17 protein-coding genes are annotated in these 18,413 nt (G+C 40.9%); 7 read left to right on the top strand and 10 right to left on the bottom strand.

The window, feature by feature from the left end:
• Nucleotides 1-37 precede the first annotated feature (37 nt).
• The 7 genes from tssG to tssB form a co-directional block, all read right to left on the bottom strand.
• Nucleotides 38-1,027, bottom strand: coding sequence for a type VI secretion system baseplate subunit TssG (tssG, locus tag OO007_RS19600; RefSeq protein ID WP_325810091.1), 990 nt, complete (start codon nucleotides 1,025-1,027; stop codon nucleotides 38-40).
• Nucleotides 1,024-2,892, bottom strand: a complete 1,869-nt coding sequence (gene tssF, locus OO007_RS19605) for a type VI secretion system baseplate subunit TssF (protein WP_325810092.1) — start codon at nucleotides 2,890-2,892, stop codon at nucleotides 1,024-1,026. Before tssF ends, tssG begins: the two co-directional genes overlap by 4 nt.
• Before the next feature lie 40 nt (nucleotides 2,893-2,932).
• Complete coding sequence (gene tssE / locus OO007_RS19610; protein WP_325810093.1) at nucleotides 2,933-3,565, bottom strand: type VI secretion system baseplate subunit TssE; 633 nt, start codon at nucleotides 3,563-3,565, stop codon at nucleotides 2,933-2,935.
• Between the two features lie 5 nt (nucleotides 3,566-3,570).
• On the bottom strand, nucleotides 3,571-4,377 hold the full coding sequence (locus OO007_RS19615) for a type VI secretion system accessory protein TagJ (protein WP_325810094.1): 807 nt from the start codon (nucleotides 4,375-4,377) through the stop codon (nucleotides 3,571-3,573).
• 69 nt (nucleotides 4,378-4,446) lie between these two features.
• A complete protein-coding gene (locus tag OO007_RS19620; protein WP_325810095.1) occupies nucleotides 4,447-4,929 on the bottom strand; it encodes an Hcp family type VI secretion system effector in 483 nt (160 codons plus the stop codon).
• Nucleotides 4,930-4,987: 58 nt separating this feature from the next.
• Nucleotides 4,988-6,484 (bottom strand): type VI secretion system contractile sheath large subunit, encoded by a 1,497-nt coding sequence (gene tssC / locus OO007_RS19625; protein ID WP_325810096.1) that lies wholly within the window; start codon nucleotides 6,482-6,484, stop codon nucleotides 4,988-4,990.
• Nucleotides 6,485-6,486: 2 nt separating this feature from the next.
• A complete protein-coding gene (gene tssB / locus OO007_RS19630; protein WP_131905769.1) occupies nucleotides 6,487-7,014 on the bottom strand; it encodes a type VI secretion system contractile sheath small subunit in 528 nt (175 codons plus the stop codon).
• A 358-nt stretch (nucleotides 7,015-7,372) separates the two neighbouring features.
• Between tssB and OO007_RS19635 the strand changes: the two genes are divergently transcribed.
• Complete coding sequence (locus OO007_RS19635) at nucleotides 7,373-8,113, top strand: Crp/Fnr family transcriptional regulator (RefSeq protein WP_325810097.1); 741 nt, start codon at nucleotides 7,373-7,375, stop codon at nucleotides 8,111-8,113.
• 17 nt (nucleotides 8,114-8,130) lie between these two features.
• Here the strand turns inward: OO007_RS19635 and OO007_RS19640 are convergent, their stop codons facing one another.
• On the bottom strand, nucleotides 8,131-8,907 hold the full coding sequence (locus tag OO007_RS19640) for an enoyl-CoA hydratase (protein WP_325810098.1): 777 nt from the start codon (nucleotides 8,905-8,907) through the stop codon (nucleotides 8,131-8,133).
• A gap of 41 nt (nucleotides 8,908-8,948) precedes the next feature.
• Complete coding sequence (locus tag OO007_RS19645; RefSeq protein WP_325810099.1) at nucleotides 8,949-9,383, bottom strand: PaaI family thioesterase; 435 nt, start codon at nucleotides 9,381-9,383, stop codon at nucleotides 8,949-8,951.
• Between the two features lie 389 nt (nucleotides 9,384-9,772).
• Between OO007_RS19645 and OO007_RS19650 the strand changes: the two genes are divergently transcribed.
• The 6 genes from OO007_RS19650 to OO007_RS19675 all read left to right on the top strand — a co-directional run bounded on the left by OO007_RS19650 (nucleotide 9,773) and on the right by OO007_RS19675 (nucleotide 17,790).
• Nucleotides 9,773-11,098, top strand: coding sequence for an O-acetylhomoserine aminocarboxypropyltransferase/cysteine synthase family protein (locus OO007_RS19650; protein WP_325810100.1), 1,326 nt, complete (start codon nucleotides 9,773-9,775; stop codon nucleotides 11,096-11,098).
• A gap of 3 nt (nucleotides 11,099-11,101) precedes the next feature.
• Nucleotides 11,102-11,893 (top strand): alpha/beta fold hydrolase, encoded by a 792-nt coding sequence (locus OO007_RS19655; RefSeq protein WP_325810101.1) that lies wholly within the window; start codon nucleotides 11,102-11,104, stop codon nucleotides 11,891-11,893.
• Nucleotides 11,894-11,932: 39 nt separating this feature from the next.
• Nucleotides 11,933-14,287 (top strand): 3-hydroxyacyl-CoA dehydrogenase/enoyl-CoA hydratase family protein, encoded by a 2,355-nt coding sequence (locus OO007_RS19660; RefSeq protein ID WP_325810102.1) that lies wholly within the window; start codon nucleotides 11,933-11,935, stop codon nucleotides 14,285-14,287.
• Between the two features lie 9 nt (nucleotides 14,288-14,296).
• Nucleotides 14,297-15,982, top strand: a complete 1,686-nt coding sequence (locus OO007_RS19665) for an AMP-binding protein (protein WP_325810103.1) — start codon at nucleotides 14,297-14,299, stop codon at nucleotides 15,980-15,982.
• A 37-nt stretch (nucleotides 15,983-16,019) separates the two neighbouring features.
• The gene (locus OO007_RS19670; RefSeq protein ID WP_325810104.1) at nucleotides 16,020-17,216 is read left to right on the top strand and encodes a dimethylsulfoniopropionate demethylase; all 1,197 of its coding nucleotides are present in this window, start codon (nucleotides 16,020-16,022) and stop codon (nucleotides 17,214-17,216) included.
• A gap of 139 nt (nucleotides 17,217-17,355) precedes the next feature.
• The gene (locus OO007_RS19675) at nucleotides 17,356-17,790 is read left to right on the top strand and encodes a PaaI family thioesterase (protein WP_131905778.1); all 435 of its coding nucleotides are present in this window, start codon (nucleotides 17,356-17,358) and stop codon (nucleotides 17,788-17,790) included.
• 68 nt (nucleotides 17,791-17,858) lie between these two features.
• Here the strand turns inward: OO007_RS19675 and OO007_RS19680 are convergent, their stop codons facing one another.
• Complete coding sequence (locus OO007_RS19680; RefSeq protein WP_325810105.1) at nucleotides 17,859-18,404, bottom strand: cysteine hydrolase family protein; 546 nt, start codon at nucleotides 18,402-18,404, stop codon at nucleotides 17,859-17,861.
• Between the last annotated feature and the right edge of the window lie 9 nt (nucleotides 18,405-18,413).

Genomic DNA, 18,413 nt, shown 5'->3' on the forward strand with positions numbered 1-18,413 from the left:
AATTACTGCTTTAAGTAAATTTCAACTCACTTTCTAACTATACTGTCAAAAAATCATCTGCATCCTTTTGCATAGGAGAGTTATGCAACCATGTAGACCACCCAAGTTGTCCAAAACTTCCTAACTCAGTTTTCGGTATGGCTTCTTTTTTTAAAATGAGATTTACATCCCAAATCATTTCCATTCCTACATAGTTTTTGAGAATGGCTGATACCTGTTTTATTTTATCTTTGCCCGGAAGTAACCCTTCATATTCGTCTAACTCCATGGGACCAATTAACACGCGAAATTTATATTGTCGTTGCCAACTTTTGTCCCCTAGAACAGCATCTTCCCCTAATTTCCCACCATCCAGACTCATTCCTAAATAGCAGCGGCTCTGCTCAGGGATTTCTAGCCACTCTCCAATATATTCTTTTATTCTTACAGGGACTTTGAAAAAAGCTTGAAGTACTGAAGACAATCCTTCAGCATGATGGGTTTGAGAACTCATATGACCTGCATAATGCATTTTACTGCTGTCAGGCATTTGATCTCTATCTTGAACTCCAGAAGTTCCTATACCCAGTAATGAACCTGTGTAATTGTGAAATTTGTCTTGTTTAGGTCTATCGAAGTGAACAGTCGGCTCTTTATTAGCCCATGCTCGATAAAACAAGCACAATAGACGGTGATGAAACATATCAAGAAAATGAATAAATGATTCATCTCTAGCAGTTCTTACACGTTCATTTGCATACTCGGTCAAATGAAGCGGCAATGCACCATTGGGACCAAACAGACCAAAGAAAAATACATTTAAATGTAATAAGTCGTCTTTCTCTGTTGTCGCTGAAGATAATGTGGATGGGGCAAAAGCAGCTGTTGGTGTCTGACCTAATCGAATCATGTCATCAGCAGACTTAAGTGTTTCCCCTAAACGAGATCTGTCTTTGTAATAACACTCAATCAATCTCAAAGCTTCATAAAAACCAAACTCATGAGGGTTGTCTTTTATCTCTTGTATGACGTTAGTTATTTTAGTCATAGGATAGGCCTTGTTCCTGTCCTTACTGACCACTGTTTAATTTCTCCTCTTTCAACAGTGCTTAAATTGGTTTGAGTAAAGCTATTCAACGAAACATATTTAGCAAAGAAATGCTCAAGAACACTTCCAAGCATGTAGACACCTGTTCCATCAAAAGCGCTTTCTTTACAATTTAAAGAGATTTCTAAGCCGCGACCAAAAGTAATAGGACCAGCCCCTGGAATTCTTCTAACAGCAGAGTTGCTTTTAACTGATAAGAGACCATTTATTTGCTTCATTGTTTCTGATCTATGCATATCACCATAAAGAGTAAGCAACTCTCGGATTGCAACCGCTCCTTTTGTTTCATCCTCATCAACTAGAGATAAATAATTTAAAGAGAGGTGGCTAATCAATCTCCAGGCATTTTCTCCTTCTACATTAGGTGGCTTGGGCTTTGTTGGGCCTGCCAAACTTCTTATCTGTAAAACTGGGGCACTGTCTTCCATGGTGAACGGTGTTTTGCCTCCTCTAGAAGAAATATGTAAAGGCAGATCTCTATTAGTGCATAAAGCGGAAACACCTAATTGCTTTAAATCTTCATCATATGGAGTTTCTGAACTATCAACTAACGATAGGAAAATTTCTGTCCCAACATAATCCGAGTGCGAACGGTTAGTTGTAGACTGTAAACGAGGTTTACGACTGATCGTGTAATATGCTTGACCAGATTTGGAATCGTAATTGTCACTTGCATAGAAAGGACTGAACTTTTGTTTTTCTTGCAAACTAGAATCAAACCCATTCACACCCGTAATAGAATGAACCTCGTAATCCAAAGGGTTAGTGCGATCTATAATTACTTGATGCTCACTAGACCTGTGCGATAAATGAATTCGGTCAGCACGTTTAGGAAACAAATTTATAGCTGGTGTGCAATTCAAAGCTAAATTAGTTTTATCTAAAGCACCCTCTAGTAATTCATTTTTCTCATTAAATAAAAATATTAGCTCTAAGGTATCTTCATCACACCTTTGAACTGAGTCTTTTAATCCGCTTAATTCAACAAATAAATAACGTTGCGGGAAAGCAAAATACTCTTGAAGATAGCGATAACCTTGAAAAGAAACATCGGTATAAGGTAATAATGCCTGATCTTCTTCAAACCCCATCTCAGACAAACTACTTGCTGGTAGTTCAACTTTCCATGCTGGGGTTTTAGCGTTCTTCTGAGTGGGTTGAATAATAATTGAAGAACAATGTGCTAATAGCAGTTCGTATACTCTATAAGGCGTTTCTCCACCACCATCTAAATAGAATTCCAATTTATCAAGGGTTAGAGATTTAAATTCAATTCCAGAAGACACCTTTAATTGCACTTTGATGGCCGACTTAACTGGGTCTTTAGAGCTATTATGTATTTCAGCTTCGCCGGCACGTAGATATTTAACTTCTTCTATACTTAACGGCCATAAATTAATTTCTTGTGAAGTACGATAATCACAGCGGGTGCGCATTCCTTCGCTCAATGCACTACGTAAGCGAGTTCCACGAGGAATACTAAAACCTTCTTCAGTAACCCCTCCTTCTAAGTCAGGCTCAAAGTTCATAATAGCCATGGATGGAGTGGGCGCTAGATAATGGGGATAAACCATATCTAACAGATTCTGTGTAAACTTTGGAAATTCGGCATCTAACTTAAGTTGTATACGAGCTGAAAGAAACGCAAAACCTTCGAGAAGTCTTTCTACGTATGGGTCAGCACATTCAAAACCACCAAGATCCAACCGTTCCGCTACACCAGGATATCGCTCAGCAAACTCCTTACCCATCCCTCTAACGAACTGGAGTTCTTTTTCATAATATTTGAGCATTTCTGGATGCATTTATTTTTCTCTCATTCCTTTGTTATTTCCGATATTAAAATTACAAGTCTTCTACTTCTATATTTCCACTTTCCAAGTCCATATGAGTCATTAAATGTAAATGAACTGGGACGGGATCCATCCAAATATCACCACTAATTTCAAAAACTAAAGAATTATTTCCTATACCTTCTTTATCTTCGCTTAGTTTCACTTCAAGCGTTTTAGGAATTATTCGGGGTTCAAACCGTATAATGGTTTGTTTTATACTGGCTTCTAATTCTAAGATATTGATACTCGATGCCGTTTTACCCGTTAGGTCTGGCAAGCCATAATTCAAGACAGAGGATTCTATTTCAGAATAACTTTCTTCTAACAAATCATCCTTACACATATTATGTGAATTAAATAACCACGTTAGATCGCGTTTAACACAGTCTGAAATCTTATCTAACGTACCAATTGACCGATGTAAATAGAGGAGTTGAGCTCGTTGAGTTTTTAACTCAGCTAACCATTCTTTCCTTTTTTGCTCGGTTACATCTTCATCTTTTTTAGATAATTTCTTTTCGAGAGCTTTAACTCTTTGTTGGCTAAGATCTAGAGTTTGATTGATGAACTCATCGTTTGTTATCCTATCTAATAGGGATGGTAAAAATTGTGATTTACTAGATTTACCTGCACCTTTTCTCATAACCATTAGTGAGAATCATCATCTGCATTCTGTTCAAAAAATATATCTCTCACATCGAGTAAAGAGTAATCACTGCTATCAGTAGCGAATATTTTCTGCCCAAAACCAATAAAACTACCCTCTCCTTTTTCAACCCATTCTGTTTTCCTGGAAAGTGCCAAATCAGCATTTTGATCTGCAGAAAAAGGATAGCGTGAAGGAATCAAAACAAATGACTCTCCTTCTGTTTCCCATTGGATATGTGCTGGCATCCAAATAAAATCACGAAGATTCTCAGGAGCTTCAATTGCAATCCGTTTTATGTTTGTAAATGGAACCCACCGATATTGCCCCTCAACAAAAACTTCTAATAAAGGGCCTAATCTAGTATCTGCATCAGCTATCCATTCGAATGAATCACCGTTAATCGTTCCTGTTGAAGTCGGAGCCATTTCCAAAGCTTCCAATCTAATCTTAGTGGACTCAGACTCATTGTCTTCAGACAATGATCGAAGAGATTGCAAGATTAGAGCTTGCCACTTTTGTGGTTCCCCCATAAAAACCGGGGCTTGTTTTCCAGAAAAAACGTCTTCTCTAAACTGCTCACATTGAATAGCTGCTCGATATTCAGCAACCATTGCTAATGCACTGACATCCATTTTAGCAATGACATCGAGCTGCTTTGAAGCTCGATCCCAATCACCCAAAACAACTAATAGCTGGAACAGAAATATTCGATGTTTTACATTGGATGCGTCTGAACGGATTTGATTCTGAATACTTTCCAAGCAAGCATCAAGATTACCTTGTTGTAAGTGTTGCTCATGTTCCATTCTTATCTTTCCTAAAGGCTTCAATTTGAACAGTAACTTCACGCATAAAAGAATATTTCTACAAAAACACTATACTTTCTTGCCTGCTTCTAGATCCCAACCAGACTTGAAGGACGCTCCACCCTTACCCGTTTTGTCTATTGGTTTATACTCTTGCTCTATTTTTCCGAAAGCTAAACATATACCTTCACTAGGCCTATCATCACCAGGAAATGAAGCATTAATATTGTATGATGAAATTATTACATCACTTAATGTGTACTTCATGTAAACATGCTTTTCTTCTGAATCAAGAACAAATTCTATCTCTGCTTTAGGTATATGTTGTCCATTAGAACAATACAAAGCTAGGTTGGGAGTGGATTTATCCATTACTTTGTTAATACAAACATGTTGAAATTCAGCGACAGAATTTGTTCGACCACCTGTTCTACCTGCCGCAGAGACAGGCTGAGTTATTCCTGCAGAAAAAGATAAAATATCGATCCAATCTTTATGATTATCTTCGTGCGCCTCACCACCAATACCATCAATTTTTAAAAATGCAGCCATTACTTACTCCTTGATATACTTAAATTATTTAAAAGAACCTCAACTAAAACTATAGTTATCATCCTTTGTCTGATGGCAAACGCGAAACAAGCCTTAATGAAACAGACAAACCCTCTAATTGATAATGAGGTCGTAGGAAGAATTTAGACGAATAGTAACCAGGGTTCCCTTCCACTTCTTCCACCACTACTTCAGCAGCAGCCAATGGTCTTTTTGCTTTATCACCTTCTGAAGCATTAGCTGGATCTGGCTCAACGTAATTAAGAATCCAGTCATTTAACCAAGACTCCATATCGCTACGCTCTTTGAATGAACCAACTTTGTCACGGACAATTGCTTTGAGATAATGCGCAAAACGACAGGTAGCAAATAAATAAGGAAGTCTTGCTGCTAAATTTGCATTAGCGGTAGCATCATCATCGTCATATTCAGCTGGTTTCTGTAAAGATTGCGCGCCTATAAATGCAGCAAAATCACTATTCTTCTTATGTATTAATGGCATAAAACCATTCTTTGCGAGTTCTGCTTCACGGCGATCGCTGATGGCGATTTCCGTTGGGCATTTCATATCTACACCACCATCATCTGTTGGGAATGTATGGGTGGGTAACCCCTCAACAGCTCCACCAGACTCAACGCCTCGAATGCGTGAACACCAACCGTAATGCTTGAATGAAGAATTAATATTGGTTGCCATTGCATAACAAGCATTCGACCAGGCATATTTGCTGTGATCGGTACCCTCAACATCTTCTTCAAAAGCAAATTCTTCAACTGGGTTGGTATTTGCGCCATAAGGCTGACGAGAGAGAAATCTCGGCATAGCCATAGCTAAGTATCTTGAATCTTCTGATTCGCGTAATGATCTCCAACCTGCATATTCGGGGGTTCCAAATATCTTGGTAAGATCTCTTGGGTTACTTAACTCTTGCCAGCTCTCCATATTTAACAAAGAAGGAGCTGGAGCTGTTATGAATGGCGCATGAGATGCAGCAGAAATCTGTGCAATTTGTCCCAATAATTCAACATCAGGTGGAGAATGATCAAAGTAATAATCACCAACTAATGTGCCATAAGGTTCGCCACCGAGTTGGCCATATTCTTGTTCGTATATTTGTTTAAATATTGGACTCTGATCCCAGGAAACACCTTTGTATTTCTTAAGTGTTTTATGTAATTCTTTTTTCGATATATTCATCACTCGAATCTTGAGCATTTCATCGGTTTCGGTATTGTTGATTAAATAATCCAACCCTCTCCAACTACTCTCTAAACGCTGATAATCTTCATGATGCAATATCAGGTTTATTTGTTCTGACATTTTGCGGTCTAACTCTGCAATCATTGACTCAATAGAACGAATCGAATCATCAGAGATTAAAGCGGTTTGCCCCAGAGCTTGTTCAGCTAAAGTCTTTACGGCATTTTCGACAGCTTCTTTGGCGCGTTCTGTTTTAGGCTTAAATTCCTTATCAAGTAGACTTGAAAAATCACTCGACTCAAGCGTTTCTACTTCTCCTTGTGCGCTACTTTGTGTTTCTTTTGATGTGGCCATGATTAAGACTCCTCTTCTGTAGATTCTTCAGAAGCCGCTTGTTTAGCCTCAGCACTTAACGCTTGAAGTAAAGCAGGATCATTTAATGCTTTTGCGATCAGTTCCTCTGCACCTGATTTACCATCCATATAAGTCAGCAAATTAGACAACTGTGTTCTTGCCTGGAGTAATTTGTCGATCGAATCCACTTTCTTGGCAATCGCAGCTGGAGAAAAATCATCCATACTTTCGAAGCTCAAATCCACACTCATATTGCCTTCGCCTGTTAATGTATTCGGCACCTGAAAAGCAACTCTCGGTTTCATCGCTTTTAATCGATCATCAAAATTATCAACATCTATTTCCAAAAATTTTCTATCTGCTACCGGCTCTAGAGGTTCAGCTGGTTTACCCGATAAATCAGACATTACGCCCATGACAAAAGGCAACTGTACTTTCTTTTCAGCGCCATATAATTCTACGTCGTACTCTATTTGAACGCGGGGAGCTCTATTCCTCGCAATAAATTTTTGACTGCTTTGTTTTGCCATGATCTTCCTCTCTATTACAGACGTTCTATTGATGGGGGACTTCTAATAGTGATTACAGTGTGGATTTGCTCATGAAATGCATTTAGATATCCATATGTGCGATTAATACTAAGTTAATACGTTTTAGCGTTCTGTGACTTTTTTCACAAAAACAAAAACAAGCAATTTCTGTGGCTCTAAAATGATTTTGTTATTGTTTATATTGCTTAGTGGTTATATTTTCATCGGCTAAAAAGGTGTCTAATTAGGTATGTCACCCCCCCACTTTGGACGTGTTTTTTATAAAGCTTTCAAATAAGGTGAAAATTATTGATGCAATGAAAAGACTAAAAAGATACCTTTTAAAAAATGAGGCGTTATGACAAAAACACACGAATACATAAAATGTGTCGATGTAACTAGGGAAGGAATCGCTGATTGCCAGCATTGCGCGATTCGCAAGTATGACTTTTTGGCTAACATTGAAGTCGCTAAATATGAGCAATTACTAAAACGAATTGTGCAATTTTGCTACCCTAAGAAATCTGTTTTGTTTCTCGAAAACTCACCTGCAGATGCCATGTATGTGGTACGTAAAGGCATGATCAAACTGGAAGAAACATTAAGTGATGGTAACCCGCGAATTGTTAGAATTATTAAACGCGGTGGAGTGGCAGGTTTAGAAACCTTTCTGGATAGTGGTCAACGTTTTGATCAAACCGCAATAACATTGCAACATACTGAAATCTGCCGTATCCCCTATGACGTGGTGGAAACACTTCTAAAATCAGAGCCTGATTTCTATAAATCTGTTTTAAAAGAATGGCACCAGCAAATAGAAGCAAGTAATCGAGTCATTGTAGAATTCTCAACGGGATCACTCAAACAACGACTTGCTTGTGTATTATTAATGCTAATTGAAGAAGCTAACCATAACCTTAATGTAGAACTAGATATGGTTCATATTGATGATATGGCTGCTTTAACAGGTGTAACGAGAGAATCTGTCAGTCGGATACTTTCAGAGTTTAAACGAAAAAAAATACTGATCAAAAGTGGGCCTGGCAAAATGCGTTTTGATGAGAAATCAATCCAGGAATTTGCCAAGCCCATTTCATAAGTGTCGTTGTAAATTATCTATTTATTTTTAAAATCTGGTTTTCTCTTTTCAATAAACGCATTCATTCCCTCTTTTTGATCGTGCAATGCAAAGGTTGAATAGAATAGATTTCTCTCTGTTTTAACGCCCTGAGTTAAGGTCGTTTCATAAGCTACATCCACGGCTTCTTTTGCCAGACAAACAACGGGTTGAGAATATGAGGCAATAGTCTCAGCTATTTCTAGCACTTCTTCCAAAAAGTTTTCGAGTGGCACTATACGAGATACCAGACCTGATCGCTCTGCTTCTTCAGCGCCCATCATACGTCCTGTTAAACACATATCCATTGCTTTTGATTTTCCAACAAGACGCGTTAAGCGTTGCGTTCCACCTGCTCCTGGGATTGTGCCTATTTTAATTTCAGGTTGTCCAAATTGTGCATTATCAGCGGCGATAATAAAGTCACACATCATCGAAATCTCACAACCACCCCCTAATGCATAACCTGCCACCGCTGCAATGACAGGCTTTCGGCAAGTGGTAATACGCTCCCAACCATCTGTGATGAATTGTTCTCTATAGATAGCTTCAAAGTCTTTATTTTTAATTTCAGTAAGATCTGCACCGGCAGAAAACGCTTTACCACTGCCAGTAATCACAATCGCACCAATTTCAGGATTACTTTCAAAATCATCCAACGCAATGCTTAACTCATCAGCCAACTCCTGACACAAAGCATTGTAATGAGAAGGACGATCTAATGTGATTAGACCGACGTTATTCTTTTGTTCACTCTTGATATTATTAAAACTCATTTTGACTCCCTCTAAAATTATTGTATTTTCACTATCTATATTTATGGGTTTATAACCATCATCGAAGCTTGCATTAAGGAAACCAGTTTAGCTTCGTTATCGATATTTTTGTGCGCATGTACATCGCCACTCGCAATCATAATTGTTCGCCCGGGCTTGATGACTTTTCCCTTGGCAATAAAAAAATCGCCAATCGCAGGAGAGGCAAAATTACTCTTAAATTCTATCGTCAACACTCTCGCATCCTCTGGCATTAACGTCATCGCCGCATAACCGCACGCACTATCAACGATGGTTGTGATTACGCCAGCATGAATAAAACCATCTTGCTGACTTAAACCTTCTTTGAAAGGCAATTTAATCGTGACCTCTCCAGGCTCAATCGTTTCTATGGTTGCACCAATCGTAGACATGATTGTTTGTTTGAGAAAGCTTTCAGTGACTTTCTGTCTCACTAGATCAAATTCAGCACTCATCTTCTCTCCTTTTTTCTCATTCCTGAACTGGCTCAAACTTCTCTTTTACATCGATTTATAATGTTTAGTCGTTACATTACGATGTTGCATTTAGAAGGTCACCCCCCCACTTATAGGCACTTTTTTCTAATTTTCATAAATATTTAAATAGGCATAAATAGAAAGCACGATTGTTTAAAACCACTAATTATTGACTATGTACTTGACTAATAGACATCCTAACCTAGAATTACGTTTACGTAAACGTTAACCATATAGATAAATCATTCTGAAAATGACGAACTATAATTATCCAAAATATGTGTTTTTAATATAAATAGATGTCATTTTAATCAGCGGTTAACCATGCTAATTTGAACACAATACCTGATCCCTTAGAGTAATTTTTAATGAGTAAATCTTCTTTCTTCGATCCACAAACCATTGCACTTCATACGGGTTATCAACCTGATTCAGAACACGGTAGCCGTGCGGTTCCCATATACCAAACAACCAGTTATGCGTTTCAGGATGTATCGCATGGCGCAGCCCTTTTTAATGTAGAACGCGGCGGCCACATTTATAGTCGTATGACTAATCCAACCGTTGCCGTTTTGGAACAACGTATGGCGGCTCTTGAAGGTGGTGTTGGGTGTGTTTGTACAGCCTCTGGTATGAGCGCCCTCTTCACCACATTTGCCAGCTTGTGTTCGGCAGGTGATCATATTGTATCTGCAGCACAAATTTATGGTTCTACTGCCACCTTACTCGGTCACACTCTCAGACGTTTTGGAATCGAAACAACCTTTGTTGACGTTAATGATCACGAAGGTATTAAGGATGCCATTCAAGAAAACACCAAATTACTCTTTTGTGAAACAATTGGTAATCCAAGCTTAGACGTAGCTGATATTCCTGCACTAGCCAAAATAGGTAAAGAAGCCCATTTACCCCTTGTCGTCGACGCTACCTTTTCAACTCCGGTATTACAAAACCCTATTTCTCAAGGCGCAAACGTCGTAATACATTCACTAACCAAGTGGATTGGAGGAAGCGGAAACTCAATCGGTGGCGCTATTGTAGATGGCGGAAATTTTGAATGGGGAGATCCGGATAAAGACAGACAATTCCCAACCGTTTGCGAACCTTATACCCCATTCCATGGCATTAATTTTTACGAAGAGTTTGGTCCTAGTGCCCTATCAATGCGAATTCGTGCTGAATCGATGCGTGACTTCGGATCCACCTTAAGCCCTCAAAATGCTTTCTATTTACTTCAAGGATTGGAAAGTCTATCACTGCGCATGCCCAAGCATGTTGAAAATGCCGAAAGCCTTGCACAATGGTTATTGAAAAATGAAGCGGTAGATTGGGTCAATCACCCAAGTCTAGATAGCCACCCGAATAAAGACTTAGCCAAAGAGCTACTTCCAAATGGTGCTGGTTCAATCCTTAGTTTTGGTGTTAAAGGTGGTCGACAAGCAGGAGCCGCGTTTATGGATGCACTGCAACTCGCGACCAATTTAGCCAATGTAGGAGATTCGCGTACCTTAGTTCTTCATCCTGGTTCTACCACGCACTCAAGAATGGATGCAGAGGCTATGAAAGCGGCTGGCATCAGTGAAGATCTCATCAGAGTTTCTGTCGGCATTGAATCACTGCGTGATATTAAAGGTGATTTCTCACGGGGCTTAAAAGCTGCTCAGAAAGTTGCGGCTGCGGCGCAGGGAGAATAAGAGATGAAACTAACGCTGAATAATGAAAATATTTATGTGGCTACTGGCGGTCAGGAATTCGATAACAGCTTACCTACCGTTGTATTCCTGCACGGAAGTGGGCTAGACCATAGAAGCTGGGCTCTGCAAACTCGTTGGTTCGCTTTTCACGGCTACAGTGTGATTGCGCCTGATTTTCCGGGGCATAGCCTGTCTAAAGGTAAAGCCTTGGATAGCATCGAAGATATGTCCGATTGGTTATGGCAGTTACTGGATGAAATGGATGTGAAAGTATGTAGCTTAGTGGGGCATTCTCAAGGTGGCTTAGTGGCACTCGAAGCGGCAGCAACTCACCCAGACAGAGTCCGATCAATCAGTTTGATCGGCTGTGCAGCGGCAATCCCAGTCAATGAGCATTTACTGGCATTAGCAGAAAACGATCAACCAGCGTCAGTCGATGCCATGCTAACCTGGGGGTTTGGTGAAGCCTATCAATTCGGGCGCTCTCATGTTCCCGGACAAGCGCCAATGGGAATCGGCTGGCAGATCATGTGCAACAATCCCTTACATGCTGATTTATCAGCCTGTCAAAAATACAGTAATGGTGAAAATGCGGCACAAAAAATCACTTCACCCGCTCAACTGATTTTAGCTGAGAACGACCGGATGACACCGATCAAAATGGGACGGGGACTAACAGTCCAATTACAGAATGTAAGCTCGCACATTGAGTTAGATAAAGTCGGTCACATGATACCCATAGAAGCACCCGAGAAATGTTTATCTGAGCTTCAAGCATTCATTACAAATATTTAGCCAAATAAAATAGAAAAATAGATAGGAAATAATCAATACATGAGTACTTTCAAAAAAGTAGCCGTTATAGGCGCAGGTACAATGGGTGCAGGAATTGCGGGTCAAGTTGCAAACGCAGGCGTTGAAGTATTACTTTTAGACCTACCGAGTGATGGTGATGACGTCAATGCGGTAGCCAGAAAAGGCTTGGATCGTATCAGTGATCCTGAACAACCTGGCCTCATTGATGACACCGTCGCTGAACGTATCGAGCTGGGTAATATTCGCGATGATTTACATCGTGTGTCTGAGTGCGACTGGATTGCAGAAGCCGTGGTAGAAAGGCTCAATATCAAACATGATTTATACCGCGACCTTGCTGAACACATGCAAGACGATGCAATACTGACATCGAATACATCAACCATTCCAATTAAGTTGTTAACCGAAGGCATGACGGATGATTTAAAACAACGTTTTGCCATTACCCACTTCTTTAACCCAGTACGTTTTATGCGATTACTGGAGTTAGTGAGTGGTGAAGAAACAAATCCTGAGATCATGAAACGGTTTGAAGATTTCTCAGAAGAAAAATTGGGCAAAGGTGTGGTTAATTGCTCAGACACACCGGGTTTTCTCGCTAATCGTGTGGGCTGTTACGCCATTCAGTTTGCCCTGCATGAAGCATTCAACCGCGGCATAAAAACACAAATTGCTGATGCCCTATTCGGCCGTCCTATGGGTATTCCCAAAACAGGCGTTTTCGGACTATACGATTTAATCGGTATCGACTTGATGTCGGATGTCGCTAAAAGCCTAGAAAGTATTCTCCCTGAGAATGATGCTTTTCATGCAGTAGCTCAACCTATTCCCTTAATGACCCAAATGATCGCTAATGGTCAAACTGGTAACAAAGGTGGAAAAGGCTTCTATTTACAGCCAGAAAAAGGCGGTAAACAGGTTTTAGATTTTGACACGAATGAATATGTAGATTTTGACAGACCCAATATCGACATCGCCTTACAAGCTGAACAACAAGGTGTTAAATGCCTTATCGATGATGACAGCGAATATGGTCAATATGCGTGGTCAGTTTTATCTAACACTTTGGTTTATGCCGCATCGCTAATTCCGGAAGTTGGCAATGACCCTGCTGCTATCGATGATGCCATGAAATTAGGCTACAACTGGATATCAGGGCCATTCGAATTAATCGATGAAATCGGTGTTGATTATTTGGTAAAGCGACTACAAGATGAAGGTCGTGAGGTACCTGCCTTCTTGAGTCAGGCTCAATCAGATTCTGCTGAATCTAGTTTTTATAGAGTAAAAGGCGATAAATACCAACGTCGCTTCTGGCAAAATGATTCAACTGATACCACTGCGGATACATGGCACACCATTGATCACGGTGAAGGCGTTAATCGCTTCACGGAAACCCGCAATACTTTAACCCCGGTTAATAGCAATGATTCTGCGAGCTGGTTTGACTATCAAGATGTCGCTTTGGTTGAATTTCATACCAAAGCGAACGCGCTTGATGGCGATTCTATGTCGATACTCAGCGATGCACTGGATAACGTTAAAGCTAAAAACTTAAAAGGGTTGATTGTGCACAACGATGCACAACATTTTTCCTGCGGCGTTAATCTCGAAAAAGTCCGTGAATATTTTAATGAAGAAGACTACGAAGGTCTGGATGAATTTTTAAATCACTTCCAGCAAACCGTACACAAAATGGCAGTTGCTGATTTTCCAGTCGTTGTAGCGACGCCAGGTATGTCGATTGGTGGAGGTTTTGAAGTGGTGTTGCACGCGCAACATGTTATCGCTCATTCAAACTCGGTAATGGGTTTAGTCGAAAGTATGGTCGGCGTCATCCCTAGTGGTGGTGGTTGTAAAGAATTATTGTATCGCTGGATGAATAAACTCAATCTAACCCCCGACAATATTGATGAAGCGGCGTGGAAAACCTTCATGACAATTGGTTATGGTCGTACAGCTAGCTCTCCTGTGATTGCGAAAGAGCTCGCTATGTTACGCGACAGTGATACCTTCTTAATGAATCGTGACCGCTTGCTTTCCTCAGCATTGGACTATATTCATAGTGGAGCAAAGGCCCAGCATTACGAACGACCAGCACTATCGATGCCTGGCAAAGAGGTTTATCAAGCAATGGCTGAATGGCTGGATAAAGGTCATGCCAAAGGAATGTTCACCCCTCATGATACGGTTGTAGGTCGAGCAGTGGCCAGTATCGTAACCGGTGGTGAAAATGTCGAAGCGGGAACAGTCTGGTCAGAACAAGACCTGTATGATGCCGAAAGACGAGCATTTTTGACCTTAGTTAAAACTGAAGCCACTCAAGCTCGCATCAATAGCATGCTAGATCTTGGGCAAACACTCAGAAATTAAAGGTATCAAATGAAGACTGACTTACAATTACCTTCAATGTACGACTCATTGAAGGAACACATCGGAAATGCCGCGAATTATGTACCGCTGACGCCGATGTCTTTCCTGTCACGTACAGCCGATGTTTATCCTGATCACCCCAGTTTAATTTATGGCGATCAACAATATACCTGGTCACAAACTGAATACCGCTGTCAGCAAATGGCTCACGCTTTAAAGAATCTTGGTTTGCAAGCTCATGAGACTGTCTCTGTATTAGCGTTTAATACACCCGAAACCTTCGAAGCACACTACTATGTAGCGATGGCTGGTGGCGTATTGAATACCATTAATACACGACTTGATGAAGCCACCATCAGCTACATTCTTGATTTCGCTGAAACCAGAATACTGATTGTTGATAGGGAACTACTCGCAGCCGCTGTTCCAGGAATTAGAGCATTAAAAGAACAAGGTAAGACGATTTCAGTCATTCTTATCGATGACCCATTGGCATTGACTCAACCAGAGTTACCCAATGATATTGAAATACATTTATATGATGAGCTACTTTCGAACACTCAAATCACAAAACAAGATTATCTGAAAACACAAGTTGATAATGAGCTACAACCGCTAGCTATTAACTTCACATCAGGAACATCTGGTCACCCTAAAGGCGTTGTCTATCATCATCGTGGTTCCTATCTGATGGCTCTCGGCACAATCGCAGGCTGGGCGGTACCGAAACACCCTGTTTATTTGTATACCGTGCCCCTATTCCATTGTAACGGCTGGGGACACGCATGGACCATGACAGCCATGGCTGGGACCATTATCTGTACTCGTAGCATCGTCCCAAAACAAATCTTTGAGCTAATGAAACAACACCGCGTGACGCATTTTGGTGGTGCACCGATAGTGTTAAATATGCTGGCGAATTCTGAAGATTGCCCAGATAAAATTGCTGATGATAGAACGATATATTGCATGACTGCTGGCGCACCACCACCTGCTGCGGTATTAGGCAAAATGGAAAACATGGGCTTCGAAGTCATGCACGTTTATGGCTTAACAGAAACGTATGGGCATATTTTACAAGGCACACCACAACCCGATTGGGTTGAAGCCGATGCCGCAACCATTGCCGAATTAAAAGCACGACAAGGTGTTCGTTTCCCCATGTCTGAGTCCGTTCAAGTAGTTAACCCTAAAACGGGGGTTCCGGTTAACAGTGACGGTGAAGAAATGGGTGAAATAATTACCCGCGGAAATACCGTAATGACAGGCTACCTAAAAAACCCTGAAGAATCCGAAGAGGCATTTCGCGATGGATGGTTCTGGAGTGGAGACTTAGCCGTTGTAAATCCAGATGGTTACATTCAGGTCAAAGATCGTGCGAAAGACATTATCATTTCTGGCGGCGAGAATATTTCATCGGTTGAAATTGAAAACGCCCTATATAAGCACGAAGCTGTAGGAGATGCTGCTGTGGTTGCCATGGCTGATGAAAAATGGGGAGAAACACCTTGTGCTTTCATTGAACTCAAAAAAGGATTCAAAGCTGATGAAGCAGAGATAATTGAGCATTGTAAGGAACACATCGCCAGCTTTAAAAAACCGAGCAAAGTAGTCTTTGGAGATATCCCCAAAACCGCTACCGGTAAAATTCAAAAATACGAGCTGCGCCATAAAGCAAAAAAATTAACCGATTAATTTACAGATAAATCGACGCTTTCATCATGAGGTATCTATGACACCCGCTATTTCAATCTCTCGTAGATTACGTTCTACCCCGTTTACCAGTCATGTCACTGAAGCGGGGGTAAAATCCTATACCGTATATAATCACATGTTACTGCCAACGTCTTTTCGTTCATTAGAGGAAGATTACTGGCACCTTTGTAACCATGTACAAGTCTGGGATGTATCCTGCGAACGTCAGGTAGAAATCAAAGGACCAGATGCGTTTCGCCTGATTCAATTAATGACACCTCGCGACTTAGGTAACGCTAAATTCGGCATGTGTTTCTATGTACCTGTATGCGACGAAGACGGCAAAATTTTGAACGATCCTATCGCCATAAAACATGACGATAATCACTGGTGGCTTTCAATTGCCGATAGTGATGTGATCTTATGGGCAAAAGGACTAGCAACCGGTTATGGCTTAGATGTAAAAATCACCGAACCTGATGTTTGGCCACTGGCAGTCCAGGGTCCTAAAGCCGAAGAATTAGTCGCACGCGTTTTTGGTGATGAGACCAAAGACATCAGGTTCTTCCGCTACCAGAATATCAACTATCGTGGAAAAGAAATGCTCGTCGCCCGTTCCGGCTGGAGCAAGCGTGGCGGATTTGAAATTTACGTGAATGATGCTGAACTCGGACAGCAACTCTGGGATGACTTATTCAGTCAGGGCGAAGATTTAAACGTAGGGCCGGGATGTCCTAATCAAATCGAAAGAATGGAAAGTAGCTTACTGTCTTATGGCAACGAAGTGGATAGCAGCAATACCCCTCTGGAATGCGGGCTCGATAAATACGTCAATATAGATGCTGATATAGAAAGTTTGAGTATTGAAGCGTTAAGAAAACAAAAAAATGAAACTGGCGTTAAACAACAATTAATGGGAGTGATCGTCCACGCCGATCCCAAAACCAGTTTGGGAGGTTCCTTATATGAAGGAGCGAATGAAGACAATGAAAATAATGAAAGCGATAAAAAACTCGTTGGAGAATTACGCTCTCAGGTCTGGTCTCCACGCTATCAAGTCCATTTAGCATTTGCCATGTGCCAACTTTCTGGCATCGAAGGGAAAACAGAATTCATGGTAGATACCAACTCAGACACAGGCAAGGCGAAAGCGACATTGGCAACTTTACCCTTTAACTTTACTGAGCTGGCGCTAGAACTCGAATTGGAACTTGAGTCTGAGTTAAACCTTTAAATACAGGAAACATAAGTAATAAAAATCAGAAACCTTACAACAAGATAAGGAAGCCCTGACAGCTTCATCAACAACAACAGCAGCAACAGCAATAGTAAAAGTAACATCAGAAATATTGGCAACTTTGGGAGAAAGCGTTATGTCAAAACAACCATCAAAAATCACACTAGACGACTTTAATAGTTTACTGGCTGAAGGATTACCCTGGGCTGCCGAGACAGGAATCATTTTAGAAAGCGTCTACGATGGTTTCGCAACTATGCGACTGCCTTATCACGACAAATCGACTAGACCCGGTGGCACAATCTCCGGCCCACACATGATGATGCTATCCGATGCCTGCATGTATGCCGTGGTACTAAGCATGATTGGTGAAGTGCAATTAGCAGTGACCACCAATTTCAATATCAACTTTCTCAGAAAGCCGTCGGAAAGCGACTTAATCGCAGAAGGTGAAATCATCAAACTGGGGAAACGTTTGGCGATTATGGAAGTCAGTATTTACAGCAGTTCAGATAATGAAATCGTTGCACATTCGACCGGGACTTATTCTATTCCGCCGACTACTCGTTAAACAAATAGTCCCCCTCTACTTTAAAAAAACGCCTGTAAGTAGGGGGGGTGCCAGCAGAAAGATAGCTTTTAACTTTCCAGATATTCCTTGGTTGATACTATCTGCGCAAATGGCACGCTTAACGCCGCCATAAAGGAATTTTGTACATCTTTAGCTTTGACTAACTCACCATTGAACTCCAAATCTTTGGTGGCGCACGCATCGTGAATCACCTGACATTTAAAACCAAGGTCAAACGCCGCACGCGTCGTGGTATCGATGCACATGTGCGTCATCGCACCACAAATAATCACCTCAGTCACCCCCCTACTTTTAAGCTCTTTTTCTAGATCGGTACCTCTAAAAGCACTCGGAAAGTGTTTTACGAATACAGGCTCGTCATCATTTGGCGAAACGTCAGAATGAATTTCACAACCTTTTGTTCCAGGAATAAAGAAAGTAGCCCCTTCTCGGGCAGCAAGATGTTGAATATGAAACAGTGGTGCATTCTTATTTCGAAAATTCTCTAGCAATGCTTTACAGTTTTCAGACGCAGCAGACATGTTAACAAGCTCCATCGTGCCACCCGTAAAGTAGTCATTTTGTACATCTACAATAATTAAACCCTGCGTCATACTTACTCC

The organism is Cocleimonas sp. KMM 6892, from assembly GCF_035798195.1.
Classification (GTDB): domain Bacteria; phylum Pseudomonadota; class Gammaproteobacteria; order Thiotrichales; family Thiotrichaceae; genus Cocleimonas; species Cocleimonas flava.

Excerpts from the sequence above, each read along its gene's own strand:
- OO007_RS19680 (WP_325810105.1), bottom strand. The coding sequence starts at position 18,404 with ATGACGCAGGGTTTAATTATTGTAGATGTACAAAATGACTACTTTACG.
- OO007_RS19635 (WP_325810097.1), top strand. The coding sequence starts at position 7,373 with ATGACAAAAACACACGAATACATAAAATGTGTCGATGTAACTAGGGAA.
- OO007_RS19675 (WP_131905778.1), top strand. The coding sequence starts at position 17,356 with ATGTCAAAACAACCATCAAAAATCACACTAGACGACTTTAATAGTTTA.
- OO007_RS19640 (WP_325810098.1), bottom strand. The coding sequence starts at position 8,907 with ATGAGTTTTAATAATATCAAGAGTGAACAAAAGAATAACGTCGGTCTA.
- OO007_RS19650 (WP_325810100.1), top strand. The coding sequence starts at position 9,773 with ATGAGTAAATCTTCTTTCTTCGATCCACAAACCATTGCACTTCATACG.
- tssF (WP_325810092.1), bottom strand. The coding sequence starts at position 2,892 with ATGCATCCAGAAATGCTCAAATATTATGAAAAAGAACTCCAGTTCGTT.
- tssB (WP_131905769.1), bottom strand. The coding sequence starts at position 7,014 with ATGGCAAAACAAAGCAGTCAAAAATTTATTGCGAGGAATAGAGCTCCC.
- tssE (WP_325810093.1), bottom strand. The coding sequence starts at position 3,565 with ATGAGAAAAGGTGCAGGTAAATCTAGTAAATCACAATTTTTACCATCC.
- tssC (WP_325810096.1), bottom strand. The coding sequence starts at position 6,484 with ATGGCCACATCAAAAGAAACACAAAGTAGCGCACAAGGAGAAGTAGAA.
- OO007_RS19670 (WP_325810104.1), top strand. The coding sequence starts at position 16,020 with ATGACACCCGCTATTTCAATCTCTCGTAGATTACGTTCTACCCCGTTT.
- tssG (WP_325810091.1), bottom strand. The coding sequence starts at position 1,027 with ATGACTAAAATAACTAACGTCATACAAGAGATAAAAGACAACCCTCAT.
- OO007_RS19665 (WP_325810103.1), top strand. The coding sequence starts at position 14,297 with ATGAAGACTGACTTACAATTACCTTCAATGTACGACTCATTGAAGGAA.
- OO007_RS19620 (WP_325810095.1), bottom strand. The coding sequence starts at position 4,929 with ATGGCTGCATTTTTAAAAATTGATGGTATTGGTGGTGAGGCGCACGAA.
- OO007_RS19615 (WP_325810094.1), bottom strand. The coding sequence starts at position 4,377 with ATGGAACATGAGCAACACTTACAACAAGGTAATCTTGATGCTTGCTTG.
- OO007_RS19660 (WP_325810102.1), top strand. The coding sequence starts at position 11,933 with ATGAGTACTTTCAAAAAAGTAGCCGTTATAGGCGCAGGTACAATGGGT.
- OO007_RS19645 (WP_325810099.1), bottom strand. The coding sequence starts at position 9,383 with ATGAGTGCTGAATTTGATCTAGTGAGACAGAAAGTCACTGAAAGCTTT.
- OO007_RS19655 (WP_325810101.1), top strand. The coding sequence starts at position 11,102 with ATGAAACTAACGCTGAATAATGAAAATATTTATGTGGCTACTGGCGGT.